The organism is Emticicia fluvialis, from assembly GCF_024793945.1.
In the GTDB taxonomy this organism is placed as follows: domain Bacteria; phylum Bacteroidota; class Bacteroidia; order Cytophagales; family Spirosomataceae; genus Emticicia; species Emticicia fluvialis.
Window position 1 is genome coordinate 20,272 of record NZ_JANUSD010000021.1, and the last position, 16,524, is coordinate 36,795.

At 42.6% G+C, this 16,524-nt stretch carries 12 protein-coding genes; 4 read left to right on the top strand and 8 right to left on the bottom strand.

What is annotated here, in order from left to right; all coding sequences use genetic code 11:
* Window positions 1–46 precede the first annotated feature (46 nt).
* A complete protein-coding gene (locus tag NZ848_RS19760; protein ID WP_259016970.1) occupies window positions 47–967 on the top strand; it encodes a patatin-like phospholipase family protein in 921 nt (306 codons plus the stop codon).
* Window positions 968–1,043: 76 nt separating this feature from the next.
* Here the strand turns inward: NZ848_RS19760 and NZ848_RS19765 are convergent, their stop codons facing one another.
* Together NZ848_RS19765 and NZ848_RS19770 are read right to left on the bottom strand one after the other, a co-directional pair.
* The gene (locus NZ848_RS19765) at window positions 1,044–2,333 is read right to left on the bottom strand and encodes a sterol desaturase family protein (RefSeq protein WP_259016971.1); all 1,290 of its coding nucleotides are present in this window, start codon (window positions 2,331–2,333) and stop codon (window positions 1,044–1,046) included.
* Between the two features lie 164 nt (window positions 2,334–2,497).
* Window positions 2,498–3,331 carry an esterase-like activity of phytase family protein gene (locus tag NZ848_RS19770; protein WP_259016972.1) on the bottom strand — a complete coding sequence of 278 codons (834 nt, stop codon included), beginning with the start codon at window positions 3,329–3,331 and terminating at the stop codon, window positions 2,498–2,500.
* A gap of 122 nt (window positions 3,332–3,453) precedes the next feature.
* On the opposite strand from NZ848_RS19770, the gene NZ848_RS19775 reads away from it, so the two are divergent.
* Entirely contained in the window at window positions 3,454–4,536 is a 1,083-nt protein-coding gene (locus NZ848_RS19775; RefSeq protein WP_253528908.1) for an AI-2E family transporter, read from the top strand.
* 83 nt (window positions 4,537–4,619) lie between these two features.
* Here the strand turns inward: NZ848_RS19775 and NZ848_RS19780 are convergent, their stop codons facing one another.
* The gene (locus tag NZ848_RS19780; RefSeq protein WP_253528906.1) at window positions 4,620–4,916 is read right to left on the bottom strand and encodes a hypothetical protein; all 297 of its coding nucleotides are present in this window, start codon (window positions 4,914–4,916) and stop codon (window positions 4,620–4,622) included.
* Window positions 4,917–5,020: 104 nt separating this feature from the next.
* Window positions 5,021–7,378, bottom strand: coding sequence for an ABC transporter permease (locus NZ848_RS19785; RefSeq protein ID WP_259016973.1), 2,358 nt, complete (start codon window positions 7,376–7,378; stop codon window positions 5,021–5,023).
* Between the two features lie 255 nt (window positions 7,379–7,633).
* Between NZ848_RS19785 and NZ848_RS19790 the strand changes: the two genes are divergently transcribed.
* A complete protein-coding gene (locus tag NZ848_RS19790) occupies window positions 7,634–8,572 on the top strand; it encodes a LysR substrate-binding domain-containing protein (RefSeq protein WP_253528901.1) in 939 nt (312 codons plus the stop codon).
* Here NZ848_RS19790 and NZ848_RS19795 read toward each other — a convergent pair.
* The 3 genes from NZ848_RS19795 to NZ848_RS19805 form a co-directional block, all read right to left on the bottom strand.
* The gene (locus tag NZ848_RS19795; protein WP_259016974.1) at window positions 8,569–10,473 is read right to left on the bottom strand and encodes an AAA domain-containing protein; all 1,905 of its coding nucleotides are present in this window, start codon (window positions 10,471–10,473) and stop codon (window positions 8,569–8,571) included. The genes NZ848_RS19790 and NZ848_RS19795 overlap by 4 nt on opposite strands.
* Window positions 10,474–10,614: 141 nt before the next feature.
* On the bottom strand, window positions 10,615–11,652 hold the full coding sequence (locus NZ848_RS19800) for a 6-bladed beta-propeller (protein WP_259016975.1): 1,038 nt from the start codon (window positions 11,650–11,652) through the stop codon (window positions 10,615–10,617).
* 56 nt (window positions 11,653–11,708) lie between these two features.
* Complete coding sequence (locus tag NZ848_RS19805; RefSeq protein WP_253528885.1) at window positions 11,709–13,058, bottom strand: DEAD/DEAH box helicase; 1,350 nt, start codon at window positions 13,056–13,058, stop codon at window positions 11,709–11,711.
* Window positions 13,059–13,206: 148 nt separating this feature from the next.
* On the opposite strand from NZ848_RS19805, the gene NZ848_RS19810 reads away from it, so the two are divergent.
* Window positions 13,207–14,391, top strand: coding sequence for a TolB family protein (locus NZ848_RS19810; protein ID WP_259016976.1), 1,185 nt, complete (start codon window positions 13,207–13,209; stop codon window positions 14,389–14,391).
* Window positions 14,392–14,460: 69 nt separating this feature from the next.
* On the opposite strand, the gene NZ848_RS19815 is transcribed toward NZ848_RS19810, so the two are convergent.
* Window positions 14,461–16,335: a beta-N-acetylhexosaminidase gene (locus NZ848_RS19815; RefSeq protein WP_259016977.1), complete on the bottom strand. Its 1,875-nt coding sequence runs from the start codon at window positions 16,333–16,335 to the stop codon at window positions 14,461–14,463.
* Window positions 16,336–16,524 lie beyond the last annotated feature (189 nt).

Consider the following 16,524-nt stretch of genomic DNA (forward strand, 5'->3'; position numbering starts at 1 on the left):
TAAATATTTCCTAATTCGCTTATCTAAATTAACTTAACCACTATTCATGAAGGCATTAGTTTTGGGGGGAGGCTCGCTGAAAGGAGCATGGCAGGTAGGGGCCATTCAGGCAATTTTAGAAACCGGGTTTAAGCCTGAAATGATTTATGGCATTTCGGCGGGTGCACTTAATGCCAGTTTTATGGTAAATGAAGCCGGGCGGCAGCACGTTGAAACAGGTGAAATAAACTGGGACCTGGTCAATAAAAAACTGCTTAAATTCTGGCTTGAAAACATAACCCGCCCAAGCGATATCGGTATCCTGAAATCAAGATTCTCATTGGGCATTGATACCATCATGAGCCGCTTCAATGGCCTGATTGATACTAATCCGTTGCATGATAAACTCAAAAAATACCTTGATGCCAACCTGTTGCGTAAGAGTCCGGTTTATCTGAAAGTAGGCGCTGTAAATATTAATACCGGAGCCATGAAATACGCCGACCCCATGGAACAACATTTTCTGGACTACCTGCGGGCCAGTAGCTCTTTGCCGTTTATTATGCCGGCGATACAAATTGGCGGCGACCACCGCGAGGCATATATGGACGGGGGCCTAAGAGAGGTGGTACCCGTAAAAAAAGCCATTGAAGATGGCGCCACTGAAATTTATTGCATACCTACGCACCCCAAGCATCGCCCGCTTGAGCATTTTAACTACCGCAATTTTCTGAGCCTTATAGAACGCGTAAAAGACATAACTGTGAACCAGTTTGAAAACAGTGATATTGAATGGGCCGAAAACTATGCTGAAAATTATATGACGATTGGTTCTTTTAAACTGGCCAGAAAAGTAAATCTGAATATTATCAGGCCTGACGAGCCGATTCATCTGGAATTGACGGATTTCAACTCAAACGATATCAGAGAGGTAATTAAACAAGGATATGAACACGCCTACAAAAAGTTGTTTGAACGTGTGAAGTAGCTGTTAATTAACCAAAAAAGAGGGTCTCAGATTTAATTCTGCAGACCCTCTTTTTTGGTTCAGAAAAGCGCTCTCTCTATTGTGCTACTTCCTGCAAGGTTACTTTGGCAACTGTCAGATCTTTCCGGATGTCGTAAAAAACAAAATATGCGGTTACCAATGTAGATAATATAAAATAAGCAGAAATGGCATAAACCGCCCAGGGTATCTGCGTACTGATACCAAACCAGTTGCCGGTGTAATAAATAATAAACAGACCAGCCAGGTTTTTAAAGATTTCGTACAGCAAGGCATAAGGGTTTCTGTCCATCAGCTCTGAATAGCTGAAAACAATCAGAAAAACGAAGCCACCATAAATAAAGATACCCGGGCTACCAATGGCAGACAGGTTAGCAAAGAAATAACTGATGAGCGCAAATGTAAAAATGAACTGCACCCAGATCCAGGTTTGCATCAGCAATGAAGACTTAGGCGCGTATTTTTCAAAATGATAAGGGTCTTCAATTTTAAAAACCGGATACTTTTCTGTTACGTCGGCGGGTCTCCAGCCGGTAGGCATAAACCATATTCGCAGTTTGTCGCGCCAGCTAGCGGTATGGTAGGCATCCTGCATCAGTAACCACAAATGCTGAAAATTAATCTTAATCGGGTTCCAGGTGCTTACCGGTCTTGTAATACCATAAACCGGGGGTATATCGGGTAGCTCTTCCTGAAATGTGCCAAAGAGTTTGTCCCAGATAATGAATATCTGCGCATGGTTTTTATCCAGATACTCCGGATTAATGGCATGATGCACCCGGTGGTGCGACGGGGTAACTATGATTTTTTCAAGAAAGCCCAGTTTGCCAATATAGACAGTGTGATACCAGAACTGCGCAAATAAATGCAGGGGTGCCACAATGGCAATTACTTTGCTGTCAACCCCCAGCAATGCAGCAGGAAGCAGAAAAACGGTAAATAGATTAACGAACGAAGAAATACTTTGCCGTAACGCACATGCCAGGTTGAACTCTTCACTGCTATGATGGATGGCGTGTTTGTTCCAGAAGAAATTTATCTGGTGGCTCAGGCGGTGTATCCAGTAGCCAGAGAAGTCTAAGGCAACAAAAGCAATGATATAAACCCAGATGGTAGACTCAACTTTGTAAATAGCCCAGTGTTTTACCATGTAGTCATAAGTGATAATAGAAACGCTTAGTCCTAATACATCTTTAATAATATTGGTAAAGCCCGAGCTCATGCTTGAGAGCATATCCATGGTTTTGAATGACTCTTTCCTGATAGCCCATCCATAGAGTTTTTCTAATAAAACCAATGCCAGAAAGACCGGCATGGCTATGTTAAGAATTTTGCCGTAGGTTTCCATTTAAGTATGCCTGCATAATAATTTTAGATCAAAGATAGTAATATTCAGAGAAAAAATAAAGTTTTTTGCAGAAAAGCAGGTTCGGTACGTTGAATGTACATGACCTGGCGGCGAGTCTTGAATGATGGTCTATCTGCCAGAATGGTAGTCAAATTGCCACCGGGTTACTTCTTTTTTCTTAGCGTGTAAACACTGCGTTGCTCGTTGGTAACAATAAAATCAGTATTGTTACTATATGCAATAGCCTCGGTCTGTTTACGGTCAAACTTAATACATCCTTTGGGTTTTGAGAAATCAATCTTACCATTCGTAATCTCAAAAGTAAAGATTTTGCCATAGGTAAGCAGTGCAAATTCTTTACCATCAGGGCTTACATCAGCAGCGGTAACCTGCGTTTTTATAAAAATACTGTCTATGGGGCTTACTGTATAATCGCCGGGTTTGTCTGGCATTACATACAGTTTCGATACATGTTTTTTTGATTTATCCTTAGAAAACAAATAGAGGTTGTTGTTAAACCAGAAAAAAGCCTCGCAATCAAACACCGTCTCCTTTGCCGGATACTCTGTCTGGTCTGCATACCGAAACGTTATTTTATCTGTCTGGCCATCTTTAAATCTGTAAATGCCCAGGTCTTTTCGTTTCTGGCTGTTATTGCCAAAATCGCCTATATAAATGTATCCGCGGGTATCGTGGGTAAGGTCTTCCCAGTCAACATTTTTACTATTGGTAATTTTCAGGGTGTCAGATACATTTCCATTCGTATCTACAAGGTATAATTCTGGTTTTCCGCCGCTGTCGTTGTGGGTCCAGTATAGCCCAGGTTTAGCAGAAGGTGTAAGCCCCGAACTCTCATTCACTACTCCCTTTAATTCTCCGGTTTTTGTTATTTTGTAATGGGCTTTGGCCCTATTAAATCCACTTTTATGAATTTCAGGATAGCAATTGCAAAGCGCCACTTTCATTGAAAACAAAAACATATAAAATTTAAACAACATCGATATGCGGATTTTTTTAATTCATTGTAAATGTTTGAATATCGCAAACAAGTTAGCTATTTTTGGATTGTTTGAGAAAGTTTCCTAATTAATAGTATCCAATTTATTTCTAACCTCTCTGTATGAAGGTCCGTCAGCAGCCATTTTATACCCGTCTAGCGTATGTGCTTATTTCGGTGGTAATTATCATTTACGGTATGTACATCCTGAAAGATTTGCTCATACCGCTCACGTTTTCGGGGCTGTTTGCGCTGCTTTTATTACCGGTATCGCAGTTTCTTGAAAAATACGGGGTGCCGCGCTGGCTGGCTATTTTTATGTCTATTCTGATTGCCCTTTCATTTTTCTGCCTGTTTTGCTATATGATATACGTACAGATAATAGATTTGGAAGAGGTGCTGCCACAACTTACTGAAAAAGCCGAGAAATGGTACCGCAGTTTTCAGTTGTTGATTCGTGATACTTTTCATATCAGCCGAACCAAGCAGCGGATAGAAGGACAGAAATACCTGACTGAACTGCTGAAAAACAATAGTTCTATCATTACCAATACGTTATCAACAACCACCGGGCTGTTAGGTAACCTGACCCTGATTCCGCTTTATATATTTTTATTGTTGCTCTATCGCGACTTCATCCGTGTGTTTTTTTATAAAGCATTAAAGCCGGTAAGTAACCACCGGGTAGACGTGGTCTTGAAAAAGGTGAAAGATGTAATTGTCAATTACGTGGTAGGTCTTATTATAGTAATTGGTATTATTGGCATACTAAACACCCTGGGTTTGTTTATTATGGGTATTGAACACGCCTTTTTCTTTGGTTTTTTTGCAGCCATACTAGTGCTTATACCCTACATTGGCGTGGCCATTGGTTCTTTACTGCCCATAGTGTTTGCTTTAATTACCAAAGATTCGGCCTGGTATGCATTAGGGGTAGCGGCTTTGTTTGGAGGAGTGCAGTTTCTTGAGGGTAATTTTATTACACCTTATGTGGTGGGCTCAAAGGTGAGTGTCAATTCAATGGCGGCTATTATTGCGCTTATTGTTTTTGGCAACTTATGGGGGTTGTCTGGCCTTGTGCTGGCATTACCTATAACGGCCATCATAAAAGTGATATTCGATTCTATAGAAAGCCTGCGTCCTTACGGATTTCTAATTGGCGATGCCGACCATAATGATGTAAAGAAATGGCGTGTAGAAAGATAAAACCCGGTATAGGTGCCATTGCCAGCACAATTCAATACCGGGTTATGTTTAATCTGGTTGATAGATGGGTAGGTAAAGTTGTATCAAATTTCGGCTCCGGCAAGTTTTCGTTGTAATGGTAAATCGGTTCGTTTTACAAAAGTAATAGGCACAAACGCTTCTGTGGGGGCGCCAATGTAATAGAGCGTCCAGTCCTGGTCGTACCTAGCCAGCATGTTTCTGATGCACTCAGCGCGGTCAATTATCGGAAACTCGCACTCGTCCCAATAAAATAGCTCTACTCTGTAATGCAATTCTTGTTTTAAACCATTGATGGTTACTTCGATTTCGATATCCTGCTTACCCGGAAGCGACGGAATCGGTACAGCTATATGTGCCATTGTTTCATTTGGTTTAGAGCAGAAGACAACGGAGCAGGGGGGTAAGGGCAAAGGGCATAAGGTGAAAAACCCTTTGCCCCATGCTACATGCCATTTGCTTTTTTTTATTCAGATTTAAGAGATTTCATCGGATTCATCAAAGCTGCTTTGATTGACTGATAGCTGACAGTCAGCAAAGCAATTGCCACGGCTACTAAACCCGCCACCAAAAAGAACCACCACTGGATTTCAATACGATAGGCGTATTTTTGCAACCAGTTTTTCATCAGATACCACGCCAGCGGGAACGCAATCAAAGCGGCAATAAACACTAATTTCAGAAAATCTTTAGACAGCATAGCTGTAATACTAAATACACTTGCGCCCAGTACTTTTCTTACGCCAATTTCTTTAGTGCGTTGTTCGGCGGTAAACATGGCCAGACCAAATAAACCCAGACAAGAGATAAAAATGGCCAGAAATGCAAAGTAATTAGCCAGCTTGCTAACCACGTTTTCGCCTTTATACTGGTCGGCAAATTCCTGGTCAGTAAAATAATACTGAAACGGAAAGCGCGGATTAAATTTCTTGTAGGCTTTTTCCATACTTGCCAGGGCTTCGCGGGTTTTTCCTGCCTCTGCCCGCACAATTATCTGACCCCAGTTTTCTTTCCCTCTCTGAAAATTAAGAATCAGTGGTGGAATACTCTCATGCAGCGAATTGATATGAAAACTTTTTACCAAACCAATAATAGTGCCTTTTTTGCCCCACATGGTCATTTCTTTACCAACAGGGTCTTTCATGTCCATTTTTTTTGCTGCCTCTTCATTAATAATATAATTGGAGGTATCTGTGCTGAAAGACGGTGAGAAATCGCGCCCGTCTTTTAATTTTATGCCCATCGTTGCCAGATAATCAAAAGAAACCGGATTCTGCGAGAACAGGATTGTCTTGGTGGTATCTTTACCCGGCCAAGTCACCCCCTGCGTAGAGCTTCCAACCTGCAGTGGGTCCGCCTGCGAGCTGGTAACAGATTTAATGCCCTGCATATTGAGTAACTCCTGCTTGAAGGCCGTAAAATTGGCACGGAGGTCTCCTTCAATAGGCGAAAAAATCAGATTTTCTTTGTCGAAACCCAGGTTCTTGGTTTGTATAAATTGTATTTGCCGGTACACCACCATCATGCCTACAATAAGCATGATAGAAAGTGAAAACTGAAATACAACCAGTCCTTTTCTGAAAAACGTAGCGCTGGGTTTAAATTTCAGGCTGCCTTTCAGAACCACTACAGGTTTGAGCGATGACATAAACAAAGCCGGATAACTACCAGCTACTAAACCCGTAATGATGGTAAGGCCCAGCAGAATAAGCAGGAAAAGCGGGTCGGTAAAATTAAGGCTCAGGTGTTTGTCGGTAAGTGTGTTAAACGCCGGGAGTATCAGAAATACCAGTAAAATGGCGAAAATCAAGCTTAAAAATGCGATAATTAGCGATTCTCCCAGAAACTGGCCTATCAGAGAGTATCTTAATGCGCCAACTACTTTGCGTACGCCTACCTCTTTAGCCCGTTTTACCGAACGCGCCGTGGCCAGGTTCATGAAATTGATGCAGGCAATTACCAGAATAAAAACAGCTATAATGCTGAACATCTTAACGTAGTCTATACGGCCGCCATCTTGTAAACCAGCTTTGTAATTAGAGTACAGATAAACGTCTTCATAAGGTTGCAGAAACAACTCAACGTTACTGTCTTTATTTTTGGTTTTGATATAGCCCTTTATTTTGGCCTGAACCTTTTTGATATCGGCGTTTTTGTTGAGCATTACGTAACATCTTGGCCCGTTATTACTCCATTCTTTGGCCCATTCGTTAGTTTTAAGCCAACGGTCATAGCTCATCAGGAAGTCGAACTTGAGAGAAGACTGCTCAGTAATTTGCTTAAGTACACCTGTTACCATTACGTCATCACGGTTATCAACCCGGATGATTTTGCCCATAGGGTCCTGATTAGGGAAGTACTTATCTGCAATTCTTTTAGAAATAACCACGCCGTCGGGGCGTTTCAGTGCTGTGCGGGCATCTCCTGTTGCCAGTTCAAAACTGAACATATTCAGGAAATCGCCGTTTACATACCGGCCTTTTTCCTTTTCAAAGATATCGCCTACCGTAAAAAGTGGAGATTCTTCCCAGAGTATCTGGCTGGCCATTTCAATCTCAGGAATGTCTTTGGTAATATGCTGAGACAAAATGCCCGGAGTGGAAGGGTAGGTAACTACTTCACCGGCGTAAAACTGGTTTTCCATAACCCGGTAAAGCCTGCTACCGTTTTTATGGAACTTGTCTTTTTGTAATTCATCCTGCAACCATAGCATAATAAGCAGGCTGCAGGTCATACCTAAAGCCAGACCCATAATGTTGAGCAGGCTGAATGTTTTGTTTTTCCATAAATTGCGCCAGGCAACTTTCAAGTAATTTCTTATCATAATTTTGTATTAAGGAACAGGTCTTTGAATAAAGCATCTGCAAACCCTATACCAATAAATATAAATGGTTGATATATAGTATTTTATGTTTTTTTGCCTGTGGTTAACTGTCCGAAAACGGACAGTTCTTTGTTCATATTTGGACAAACCAGCTTTGCTGCCTTTCAGCCGCAGCAACAGCTGCATTTTTAGAAGCGCAAAGGTGTTAAACAGGGTTGATGTTTTGTATATTTGCATAGATAAAATCTATTTAAGTTGAATATACAACAATTGGAATACATAGTGGCGGTTGATAAGCACCGTCATTTTATGAAAGCGGCCGAGGCGTGCTTTGTAACGCAGGCTACCCTAAGCATGATGGTGAAAAAACTGGAAGAAGAACTGGAGGTAATTATATTCGACCGCAGCAAGCAACCCGTGGTGCCCACCGATACCGGCAAAAAGATTATAGCCCAGGCGCAGGTAATATTAAGAGAAACCGGAATCTTGAAAGAAGTAGCCAGAGCAGTAAAAAAAGAAGTGCAGGGCCAACTGAGAATTGGTATAATTCCTACCCTAGCGCCTTATCTGCTACCGCTGTTTTTATACGACCTCCTAAAAAAATATCCGCAGGTAAAGGTGCGTATCAGTGAGCTTAACACCGGGCAGATAATTGAACAACTAAGCAATGACCAGATAGATGTGGGGATTCTGGCCACACCCATTAATGCAGAGGGTATAAAAGAATATCCGTTGTTTTATGAAAAACTGGTGGCTTTTGTGTCGGATAGTGAAGAAACGCTGAACAAAAAGTATATAATACCTGAGGATATTGATGTGAATCGCCTTTGGCTGCTGGAAGAGGGACATTGTTTACGCTCACAAATGATGAACCTGTGTGAGCTGCGCAAGAAGAATACCGACCTGGGGAATCTGGAATATGAGGCCGGGAGTATTGAGTCTTTGTTGAAAATTGTAGAAATCAACAAAGGCATAACGGTAATACCCGAACTGGCCATCATCAATTTTGACGACAAAAAGAAAAGCCAGATCCGGGAGTTTATGTCGCCCGTGCCTGTGCGCGAGATTAGCCTGGTTACCTACCGCCACTTTATAAAAACCCGGTTGCTGGAAGTACTGCAACAGGAAATAAAAGAGGCAGTAAATAAGGTATTGCCCGAAAACCCGGACGGCCAATTTGTGGTTGAAATTTAATCCATAAATTCCCAGGCGCTTTGGTAGGTGTTCAGTTGCTCGGTATAGGCAATGAAATCGGCATAGAACGGAAACGAAGCCAGCGTGGCGCTGTCGCCTACAATTACCAGTTTTTTTCGGGCGCGTGTCATGGCTACGTTCATCCGGCGGATGTCTGATAAGAACCCGATACTGCCTTCAGCATTGCTTCGGGTCATGCTGATGTACACAATGTCGCGTTCCTGCCCCTGAAAACTGTCTATGGTATTTACCGAAATCTTAGCCCTATAATCCTGTAAATCGGGGCTGCTTTCTAACTGTGCCTGCAATAGATTAATCTGCTCTTTATAGGGCGATATAACTGCAACAGAAGGGAACTTCTCTGGTGTATGGCCTTGATTTTTTAACTCTGCCACAAGTGCATGCAGGTGTTTGAACACAAACACGGCCTCGTCGGGATTGGTGGTACTCGTGCCTTCCAGTTTTTCATCAAAGCTACACCCCGCCGTATCTATAAAAACAACTGGCAAATCATTTTTAAACAATAAATGATTTGCCACAGTGCTATTGGCTTTCAGACGGTTTTCATAAAATACTTTCGACGAAAAACCCATAATCTGTTCATTCATACGGTACTGTTCTTCCAGCAGCACCACAGCCTCCGGATGCAGGCTGACGAGTTTTTCGAGCAGGGTAGTGGCCAACCCGCCTCTGGCTGCCTCATTTGATTTGATAGTCGGTGGAAGCTGAAGATGGTCGCCGGCCAGAATTACTTTTTGCGCTTTCAGAATGGGTATCCAGCAGGCGGGTTCAAGGGCTTGTCCGGCTTCGTCAATCACCACGGTATGGTACTTCAGATTTTTAACCGTGTAATTGTTTGCCCCAACTAAGGTGGCCGTAATTACCTGAGCCCTGGCAACAATGTCGTCAATCATGTACTGCTCTGAATTACCCACTTCTTTCATTATCTTATGGGCTTCGTCAAACAGTAGTTTACGCTGGTCACGTTCGGCTTTTCCGAAGTTTCGTTTATATTTATGCGCCATGTTTTTGTATTCCTGCGCTTGTTTTTTTAGCTTTTTTGCCTCTTTCATCAGGCTGTGTTCTGCCATTTTGCTGTCGAGCGTCAAGGCCATCAGTCTCTCGGTTACCCGGGCCGGATTACCCACACGCAGCACATTCAGGCCTTCCAGATGCAGTTTCTCGCTTAGTAAATCTACTGCAGTGTTGCTGGGCGCTACTACCAGAATGGGCTTATGATCTTTTTGCCATAAGGCCTTAATGGCCTGCACCAGGGTAGTAGTTTTACCTGTGCCGGGTGGACCATGCACAATGGCCAGTTCGTTGGCTTGCCATATTTTTTCAACTGCCGATTGTTGCGATTCATTCAGATTTCCACCCAAAAAAACAGGTTTTTCAGTCTGAAAAGTAGGCGGTTTTTCTCCAATCAGTATATCTATCAGCTTGCCCTCTTGTTTTTCGCTGATGGCAGATGCCTGTTTCAGTGCCTCCTGCATTTCGTCATAACTGTTGTCATCAAACAGCACATCAATGCCCAACTTACCATCCCGGCTCCAGTCGGGCAGTTCATCAGTGCGGAGCGTTATCTTAAGCCTGTTATTGTGCTGAAAAGCAATTGTACCTTCAACCTTGTCATTTTTGGCATCGTAGTTACTGAAAAGCACGGCCGGCATGCCGGTTCTTAGTTGGTGGGCAATGTCCTGATGGGTGGTTCGCTCAACTTCAACGGTCAGGTAATCTCCCCGGCTCATTTCCATGCCTCTGATAGCAATTGGATACCAGCATAGCCCTTTGGCTCTACGGTCGGCAGCAGAGCTTTGTTCGGTTTGTTTTATGTATTGATTGTGGTCTTCTTCCCGCTCAATCCGGAGTAAGTCCAGTAGTTTTCTGAAATAATTCATGCAGCAAAGGTAGCACTAAAAATGCGGTTTTGGGTTATCTACTGTTTGCAGGCCGTAATCCTGACAAAAAGACCTCAAGAAAAGCAAAAAGCGGCTGTCTGATACACCAGACAACCGCTTTCAGATACAATGGTCGTAAACTTACACCCTTTCCAGTTTGATCGGATAAGTTTTTTTAGAACTCCACTGCGGTACGTAAATGTTGTCGTCAGAGTCCATGTAAGCATCATGCGGGTGCATAAAAACATTAAACGGGTCTTGTTTAAACTGGGGTTCCAGCTTACCGTTGGTATAGATAGGTTCACTACCACCAGGCGTTGAAACCACTTTGTCGTTTTTATCTAAAATTGTTATGTATCCGGAGTTAACGTTGCCCTCTGTGGTTGACCGGAAAGCAGCACCGAAAAGGGTATCTCCTTTAATTACCGGCCGGCAAATAAATGTGCCCGGCAGGGCAATGGTTGATATATATTTGCCATCAAGGGTATAGCGTTTCCAGCAGTTTTCTACACGTGATGTTACCAGTAAGGTGGGTTTCTGTTTGTTGCGGGTGTCAACAATTACCCCGTGGTTACATTTAAACTCGTCTTTACCGCCCCAATGGCGTATCAGTTTACCTTTGGCGTCATATTGCATTACGTAATTGAGGCCGTAGCCGTCAACAACGTAAATATCTCCGTTGGCATGATTTACCGCTGTTTCAGTTGGTTTAAACTGAGTAGGGTAGTCATAGACGCCGGTTTCTTTCGGATAATCTATTTTAAATAGTACTTTACCGTTCAGGTCTGTTTTTATTACCTGGTGGCGGTCAGTATCGCAAATGAGCAAAAACTGGTCGGTGCCTTGGCCGCCTATGGTCAGCCCATGCCCACCCGGATAGGAGTTTCCCCAGGTGTCCAGCAACTTACCCGATTTGTCGTAAATCAATACGTTGTTTCTGGTTTCATTGGTTAAAAGTATAAGACGCCCTTTGGCGTCTTCCACCATTTCGTGGCAGTCGTTAACCGGATTCTGCGCTGCATCCAGCACACCCCAACCTTTCCGGATACGGTATTTATGGGTATTATGGCCAATGATAATTTCATCATTTTTGCCGTAAGTAAGGCCCGGTAATAAAGTTGCAGCAGTTGCCAGTCCGCAAAGCTTGAAAAAATCGCGTCGGTTCAGGTAATGATTCATGATAGGAGGTTGAATATATCAGTACTTTTGCGACTCAAGTTAATATAAATATTTTATTATCTGCGTTTTGCAGATTTTTTTGTCGTGCTTTTTCTTTTATCCGGCGAGTGTTTTTTTCTTGCCGATGTAGCCGGTTTGCTTTTTTTCATAACTGGGAATCTGACTTTCTTTTCATGGAATGCCCCCTGAAAGGTCGGGTCTTCTTTCTTGCGTTGGTCGTCAATTTCTCTGAGATAATTCTGGCGTTCATCAAAAGGCGTGGCAGGAGTTTCTACCTCTTCAGGTATCTGCATGCGCGGAATCTCCATGCGGATTATCTTCTCAATTTTTTTGATGTGATAATCTTCCGGAGATGTCAGGAAGGTTATAGCTTCACCAACATGATTGGCACGCCCGGTTCTGCCGATACGATGTACGTAGTCTTCATAAATAATGGGCACATCGAAATTAATAACATGTGATACCTGCAGAATGTCGATTCCTCTTGCTGCCACGTCTGTGGCCACCAAAACACTTACACTGCCCTCACGGAACGCATCCATAGAGTTAATACGGGTGTTTTGGCCCTTATTGGCATGTATGACACGTATTTTATTGAATGGCACAATCTTTTGCACCATTGAATTATAAACGTGGTCGGCCACTTCTTTTGAACGCGTAAAAATGATAGCTTTTTGTACTTCTTCTGTTTCAAAGATATATTTAAGCAGATTCAGCTTGGTTTGTGCATTGGGTACCTCATACATACGCTGTTTTACTGTTTCTGCTGTAGTGGCCTGCGGGGTAACCTCTACCCGTAGCGGAAACTCAAGAAATTCTTCTGAAAGTTTCTCAACTTTATCAGCAAAAGTGGCCGAAAACAAAAGATTCTGTCTTTTTCGCGGAATCACCTCCAGAATTTTGCGTATCTGTGGCATAAATCCCATGTCCATCATCTTATCGGCTTCGTCAAGCACCATTACTTTTATTTCTTTTACGCCTATTTCTTCGCGAAGGTACAAATCCATGAATCTGCCCGGTGTGGCTACAATTATATCTATGCCTTTCTTGATGGTCTCAATCTGTGTTTTGGGGCCTAGCCCACCATAAATGGCGGTGTGGCGTAAATCGGTATATTTGGCCAGTTCTGCCACTGCCTTATCTATCTGTATTACCAGTTCGCGGGTGGGTGCAAAAATAATGCAGCGGGGCATGTGGCCCTGAGCGTATTTTATTTTCATTAGCACTGGCAAAAGATAAGCAGCTGTTTTGCCGGTGCCCGTCTGAGCAATACCCAGTACATCATGCCCTTTCATTATCAGCGGTATGGCCTTTTCCTGTATAGGTGTGGGCGTGGTATATCCGCTGTCTTCAATGGCATTCAGCAACTGACGGTTCAGCTCAAATTTTTCAAAAGAATTTTCCATGTATTTCTGTTCAATCAAGCCAAAATTTAAGGCTTAACTCCTGATTATTAACTGCAAAAGTACATAATAAAAAAATCTTAGACTAATTAATACTGTTTTCCAACCTTTTACCGAAATGCAAGTCAGGGTTTTTAAATACCATTTATTTATGCAAAAAGTAACCATAGCTTTATTATTTCTGCTGGCTTTTATTGCCAGCGCTTGCGGGGAGAAAAATGAACCTTCGCCTGACGATAAGATTTCTAATATGGCGGTTTTGGCCAGAAACGTAAACGATGATGTTTTACTTACCATAACTGCTTATACATTTAAGAGCCTGAGTGGCCCGGTACCTACTACCTTTGATGCCGCCGAGGTCTGGCTTTCAGAAGGCTCTTCGGGGCTTAGCAATATGCAATTGCTGAAAACCACCAGCGAGGAGACACTAAAACTGGAAAACTTAAAGCCAGACCAGACCTATTATGTTTCAGTAAAAGGTATAAAAAAAGGTATGAAAACTGATTTTGCAAGGCAGATAATGTTTACCACCAATACACTGAAGCCTAAGGATACAATATTGGAGTTGCCCAAAAGTTTGTATATGAATAGTTCTGCCACCAGCCCGTATCTTGCCTATACAGATATAAATACAGGAGAGACTGTTTTACAGAATTGGGTAGATAAACAGAAGCAGGTGATTTTTAAGAATACGTCTGCCAAGAGTTATCTGGTAAAAGGTTTTAATGGGCGGGGGACTCAATTGTTTCTGGAAACCACCCGAAATAAAGAGCGCGCTTTTGATTTCTATGATATAGCAGCAAAGAAGTTTGAAGAAATAAATTTACCCACTGGTGCAAGAATTTGGAACTATGACTTTTCGCCGGATGGCACGCAGCTGGCATATACCGACTACGATAAAGCCGGATTGTATATTTATAATCTGGTTACCAAAGAAAACAAGCAGTTTTCTGCAGACAGTTTTTATTCTTTCAAGTGGTCTAACGATGGAAGTAGCATTATTCATTTAAGAAACAAACTGAACTCAGGCGGTGCATTGAAAGAATTAGTGAAGCTTTCTGTAAGTAAGGAAGGGCAAATACAGACAAAACAGATTTTTGAATGGGCTTATAACCTTGAATGGGTAATGTTTTCACCTAAAGATGAATACATGCTATTTGCGAGTGATGCCGCCAATAATCCGGATTTATGGGTATATAACCTCAACACACATAAAACATGGCAGATATCTGACGTAGCTAATTTCGGGTGGTTGTCTGACAAAGAGTTTTTTGTCAATACCACCAAGCAGGCAGGAGAAACAAGCTGGAAGACTTTACGGTATACCTTGCCTTAAATTTGTTTGCAAATAAAAAAGCGAGACATACATCCATTGTAAGCCTCGCTTTTTTATTTCAGTTGTAAACTATTTCCCTGCTCTTTTCAACAAATCTTCTCGTTTCAATGTAATCAGGTGTCCAACTGCTGATTTATTCTTGTAAGTAACAATTCTTAAGGTTACCTGTGCATCAGCGATTTCAATCGGCTGAGTGTATTTTTTAGAGAAATTGTCCGGCATGGTGTCGTCAGTAGTGTAATAGATGTCAATTTCCGGCATTTCACAGGCCAGCTCAACCATTAACTTGCCATCTTTAATGCTTGCATTTATAATAGCATCATAAACGGCTTTCGAATACCCCATTTCTGCCACATCCGCTCTGTCAAAATGGGCTTCCATGCGTTTTGTAAAGTTGGCCCAGTCTTTACTTCCTTTTGCCGACCAGTAGATATCAGACAACGCCCAGGCTCTCGGGTAGGTCATATATTCAGCATAACGGATCGTCGGAATCTGCTCTGTCCATAAATTACCTTGCCCGCCTAAAATGTATTTGGCATCAACTTCGTCTGGCACAGGCTCAAAACTGTAGGTTTTGCTCAGGCGTAACGAAGCGTAGATGGGAGGGTCAATGCTGGCATCGCCCTGCATGTAATCAAGGTATGCAAAGGTAGTGGGGGTCATAACCACATTATGTTTCATTTTGGCGGCCTCAATACCACCTTTTACACCACGCCAGCTCATAACGGTAGCCGTTGGCGATATACCACCCTCCAGAATTTCATCCCAACCCAATAGCTGTTTGCCACGGGCGTTCAGTATTTTTTCTACCCGTTTCATAAAGTAGCCTTGTAATTCTTCTACGTGGGTCATACCCATTTTTTTCATAAGCGCCTGGCAACCGGGGTCTTTTTCCCAGAAACCCTTGTAACATTCGTCGCCACCTACATGAATGTATTTGTTAGGAAACAAGGCGGCCATTTCGGTAAACACTTTATCCAGAAAATCATATACTTTTTCGTCTGAGGGGTTCAATGTGTTGTCTATAAACATTCTGAACTTGCCATCGCCATACCATTCGGCAAAGTTGGTGCCCGGGTTTACCTTTGTTTTAGGGTCTTTAGAGCACGAAAGCTCAGGATAAGCCGCTAATGCAGCCATGCTATGGCCGGGTACGTCTACCTCGGGCAAAATGGTTACGCCACGGTCTGCCGCATACTTAATAATCTCTCGGATGTCATCCTGTGTATAAAAGCCCCCATAAGTGGCAGGTTCGCCGTCTTGCGGGTCTTTTCTGTCGCCAAATCTTCCGGCTCTTTCCACGCGCCATGCGCCTACTTCAGTTAGTTTTGGTAATGATTTTATCTCAATTCTCCAGCCGTTATCATCGGTCAGGTGCCAGTGCAGGGTATTGAATTTGTAACGAACCATATCATCAATATAGCGTTTTACATCTTCTTTCGGAAAGAAGTGACGGCTTACGTCAAGCATTAACCCGCGCCATCCGAAACGCGGATAATCGGTGATTTTTACGCCAGGTACTGTCCAGCTTACGTTTTTAACCACTGTTTTACTTTCAATCTCTTTAGGTAGCAATTGTAATAAAGACTGCAGGCCGTAAAACAAACCGGCAGGCTTGTTGGCCGCAATTTTTACACCTGCGCTACTGGCATGTAGTGTATAGCCTTCGTCACCAATTTTGTTATTTGGGGTAGTGTTAATACTAAACTGAATGACCCCGGTCTTTTTTATGACGGGCGCAAAACCTGCCGCATTTTTTAGTTTGGCAGCCAGCATGGCAGCAATTTTACGGCTTTCTTCATCGCTGGCGCCTATGGTTGTGGCCGCTGTAATTTTAAATACCCCGGCTAGACTTTCAATTTCAACAGGCTTAGGAATAATATTTTGTGCAAAAGCATTACAGGTAAGTATGCTTAGCAGAAGCAGAACAATATTTCTTTTCATAAGAAAATTTAGGTTTTGAGTCGAAACAGGCCCCAAAGTAATCAAAAAAAGGCAGGGCAAACAAATATTTCTGTATGCAGGTAATTTGTGGGGTTACAATAGCCCTGCACAGACTTTTGCAGGCAAATAAGGCAATATAACAATTATTTAACCAGATATGCAGGGGTATGTAACAATTATCACGGATTG

Bases quoted from the DNA above. Each gene is read 5' to 3' on its own strand.
- NZ848_RS19760 (WP_259016970.1), top strand. From the start codon at position 47: ATGAAGGCATTAGTTTTGGGGGGAGGCTCGCTGAAAGGAGCATGGCAG.
- NZ848_RS19805 (WP_253528885.1), bottom strand. From the start codon at position 13,058: ATGGAAAATTCTTTTGAAAAATTTGAGCTGAACCGTCAGTTGCTGAAT.
- NZ848_RS19815 (WP_259016977.1), bottom strand. From the start codon at position 16,335: ATGAAAAGAAATATTGTTCTGCTTCTGCTAAGCATACTTACCTGTAAT.
- NZ848_RS19775 (WP_253528908.1), top strand. From the start codon at position 3,454: ATGAAGGTCCGTCAGCAGCCATTTTATACCCGTCTAGCGTATGTGCTT.
- NZ848_RS19770 (WP_259016972.1), bottom strand. From the start codon at position 3,331: ATGTTGTTTAAATTTTATATGTTTTTGTTTTCAATGAAAGTGGCGCTT.
- NZ848_RS19800 (WP_259016975.1), bottom strand. From the start codon at position 11,652: ATGAATCATTACCTGAACCGACGCGATTTTTTCAAGCTTTGCGGACTG.
- NZ848_RS19810 (WP_259016976.1), top strand. From the start codon at position 13,207: ATGCAAAAAGTAACCATAGCTTTATTATTTCTGCTGGCTTTTATTGCC.
- NZ848_RS19795 (WP_259016974.1), bottom strand. From the start codon at position 10,473: ATGAATTATTTCAGAAAACTACTGGACTTACTCCGGATTGAGCGGGAA.
- NZ848_RS19780 (WP_253528906.1), bottom strand. From the start codon at position 4,916: ATGGCACATATAGCTGTACCGATTCCGTCGCTTCCGGGTAAGCAGGAT.
- NZ848_RS19785 (WP_259016973.1), bottom strand. From the start codon at position 7,378: ATGATAAGAAATTACTTGAAAGTTGCCTGGCGCAATTTATGGAAAAAC.
- NZ848_RS19765 (WP_259016971.1), bottom strand. From the start codon at position 2,333: ATGGAAACCTACGGCAAAATTCTTAACATAGCCATGCCGGTCTTTCTG.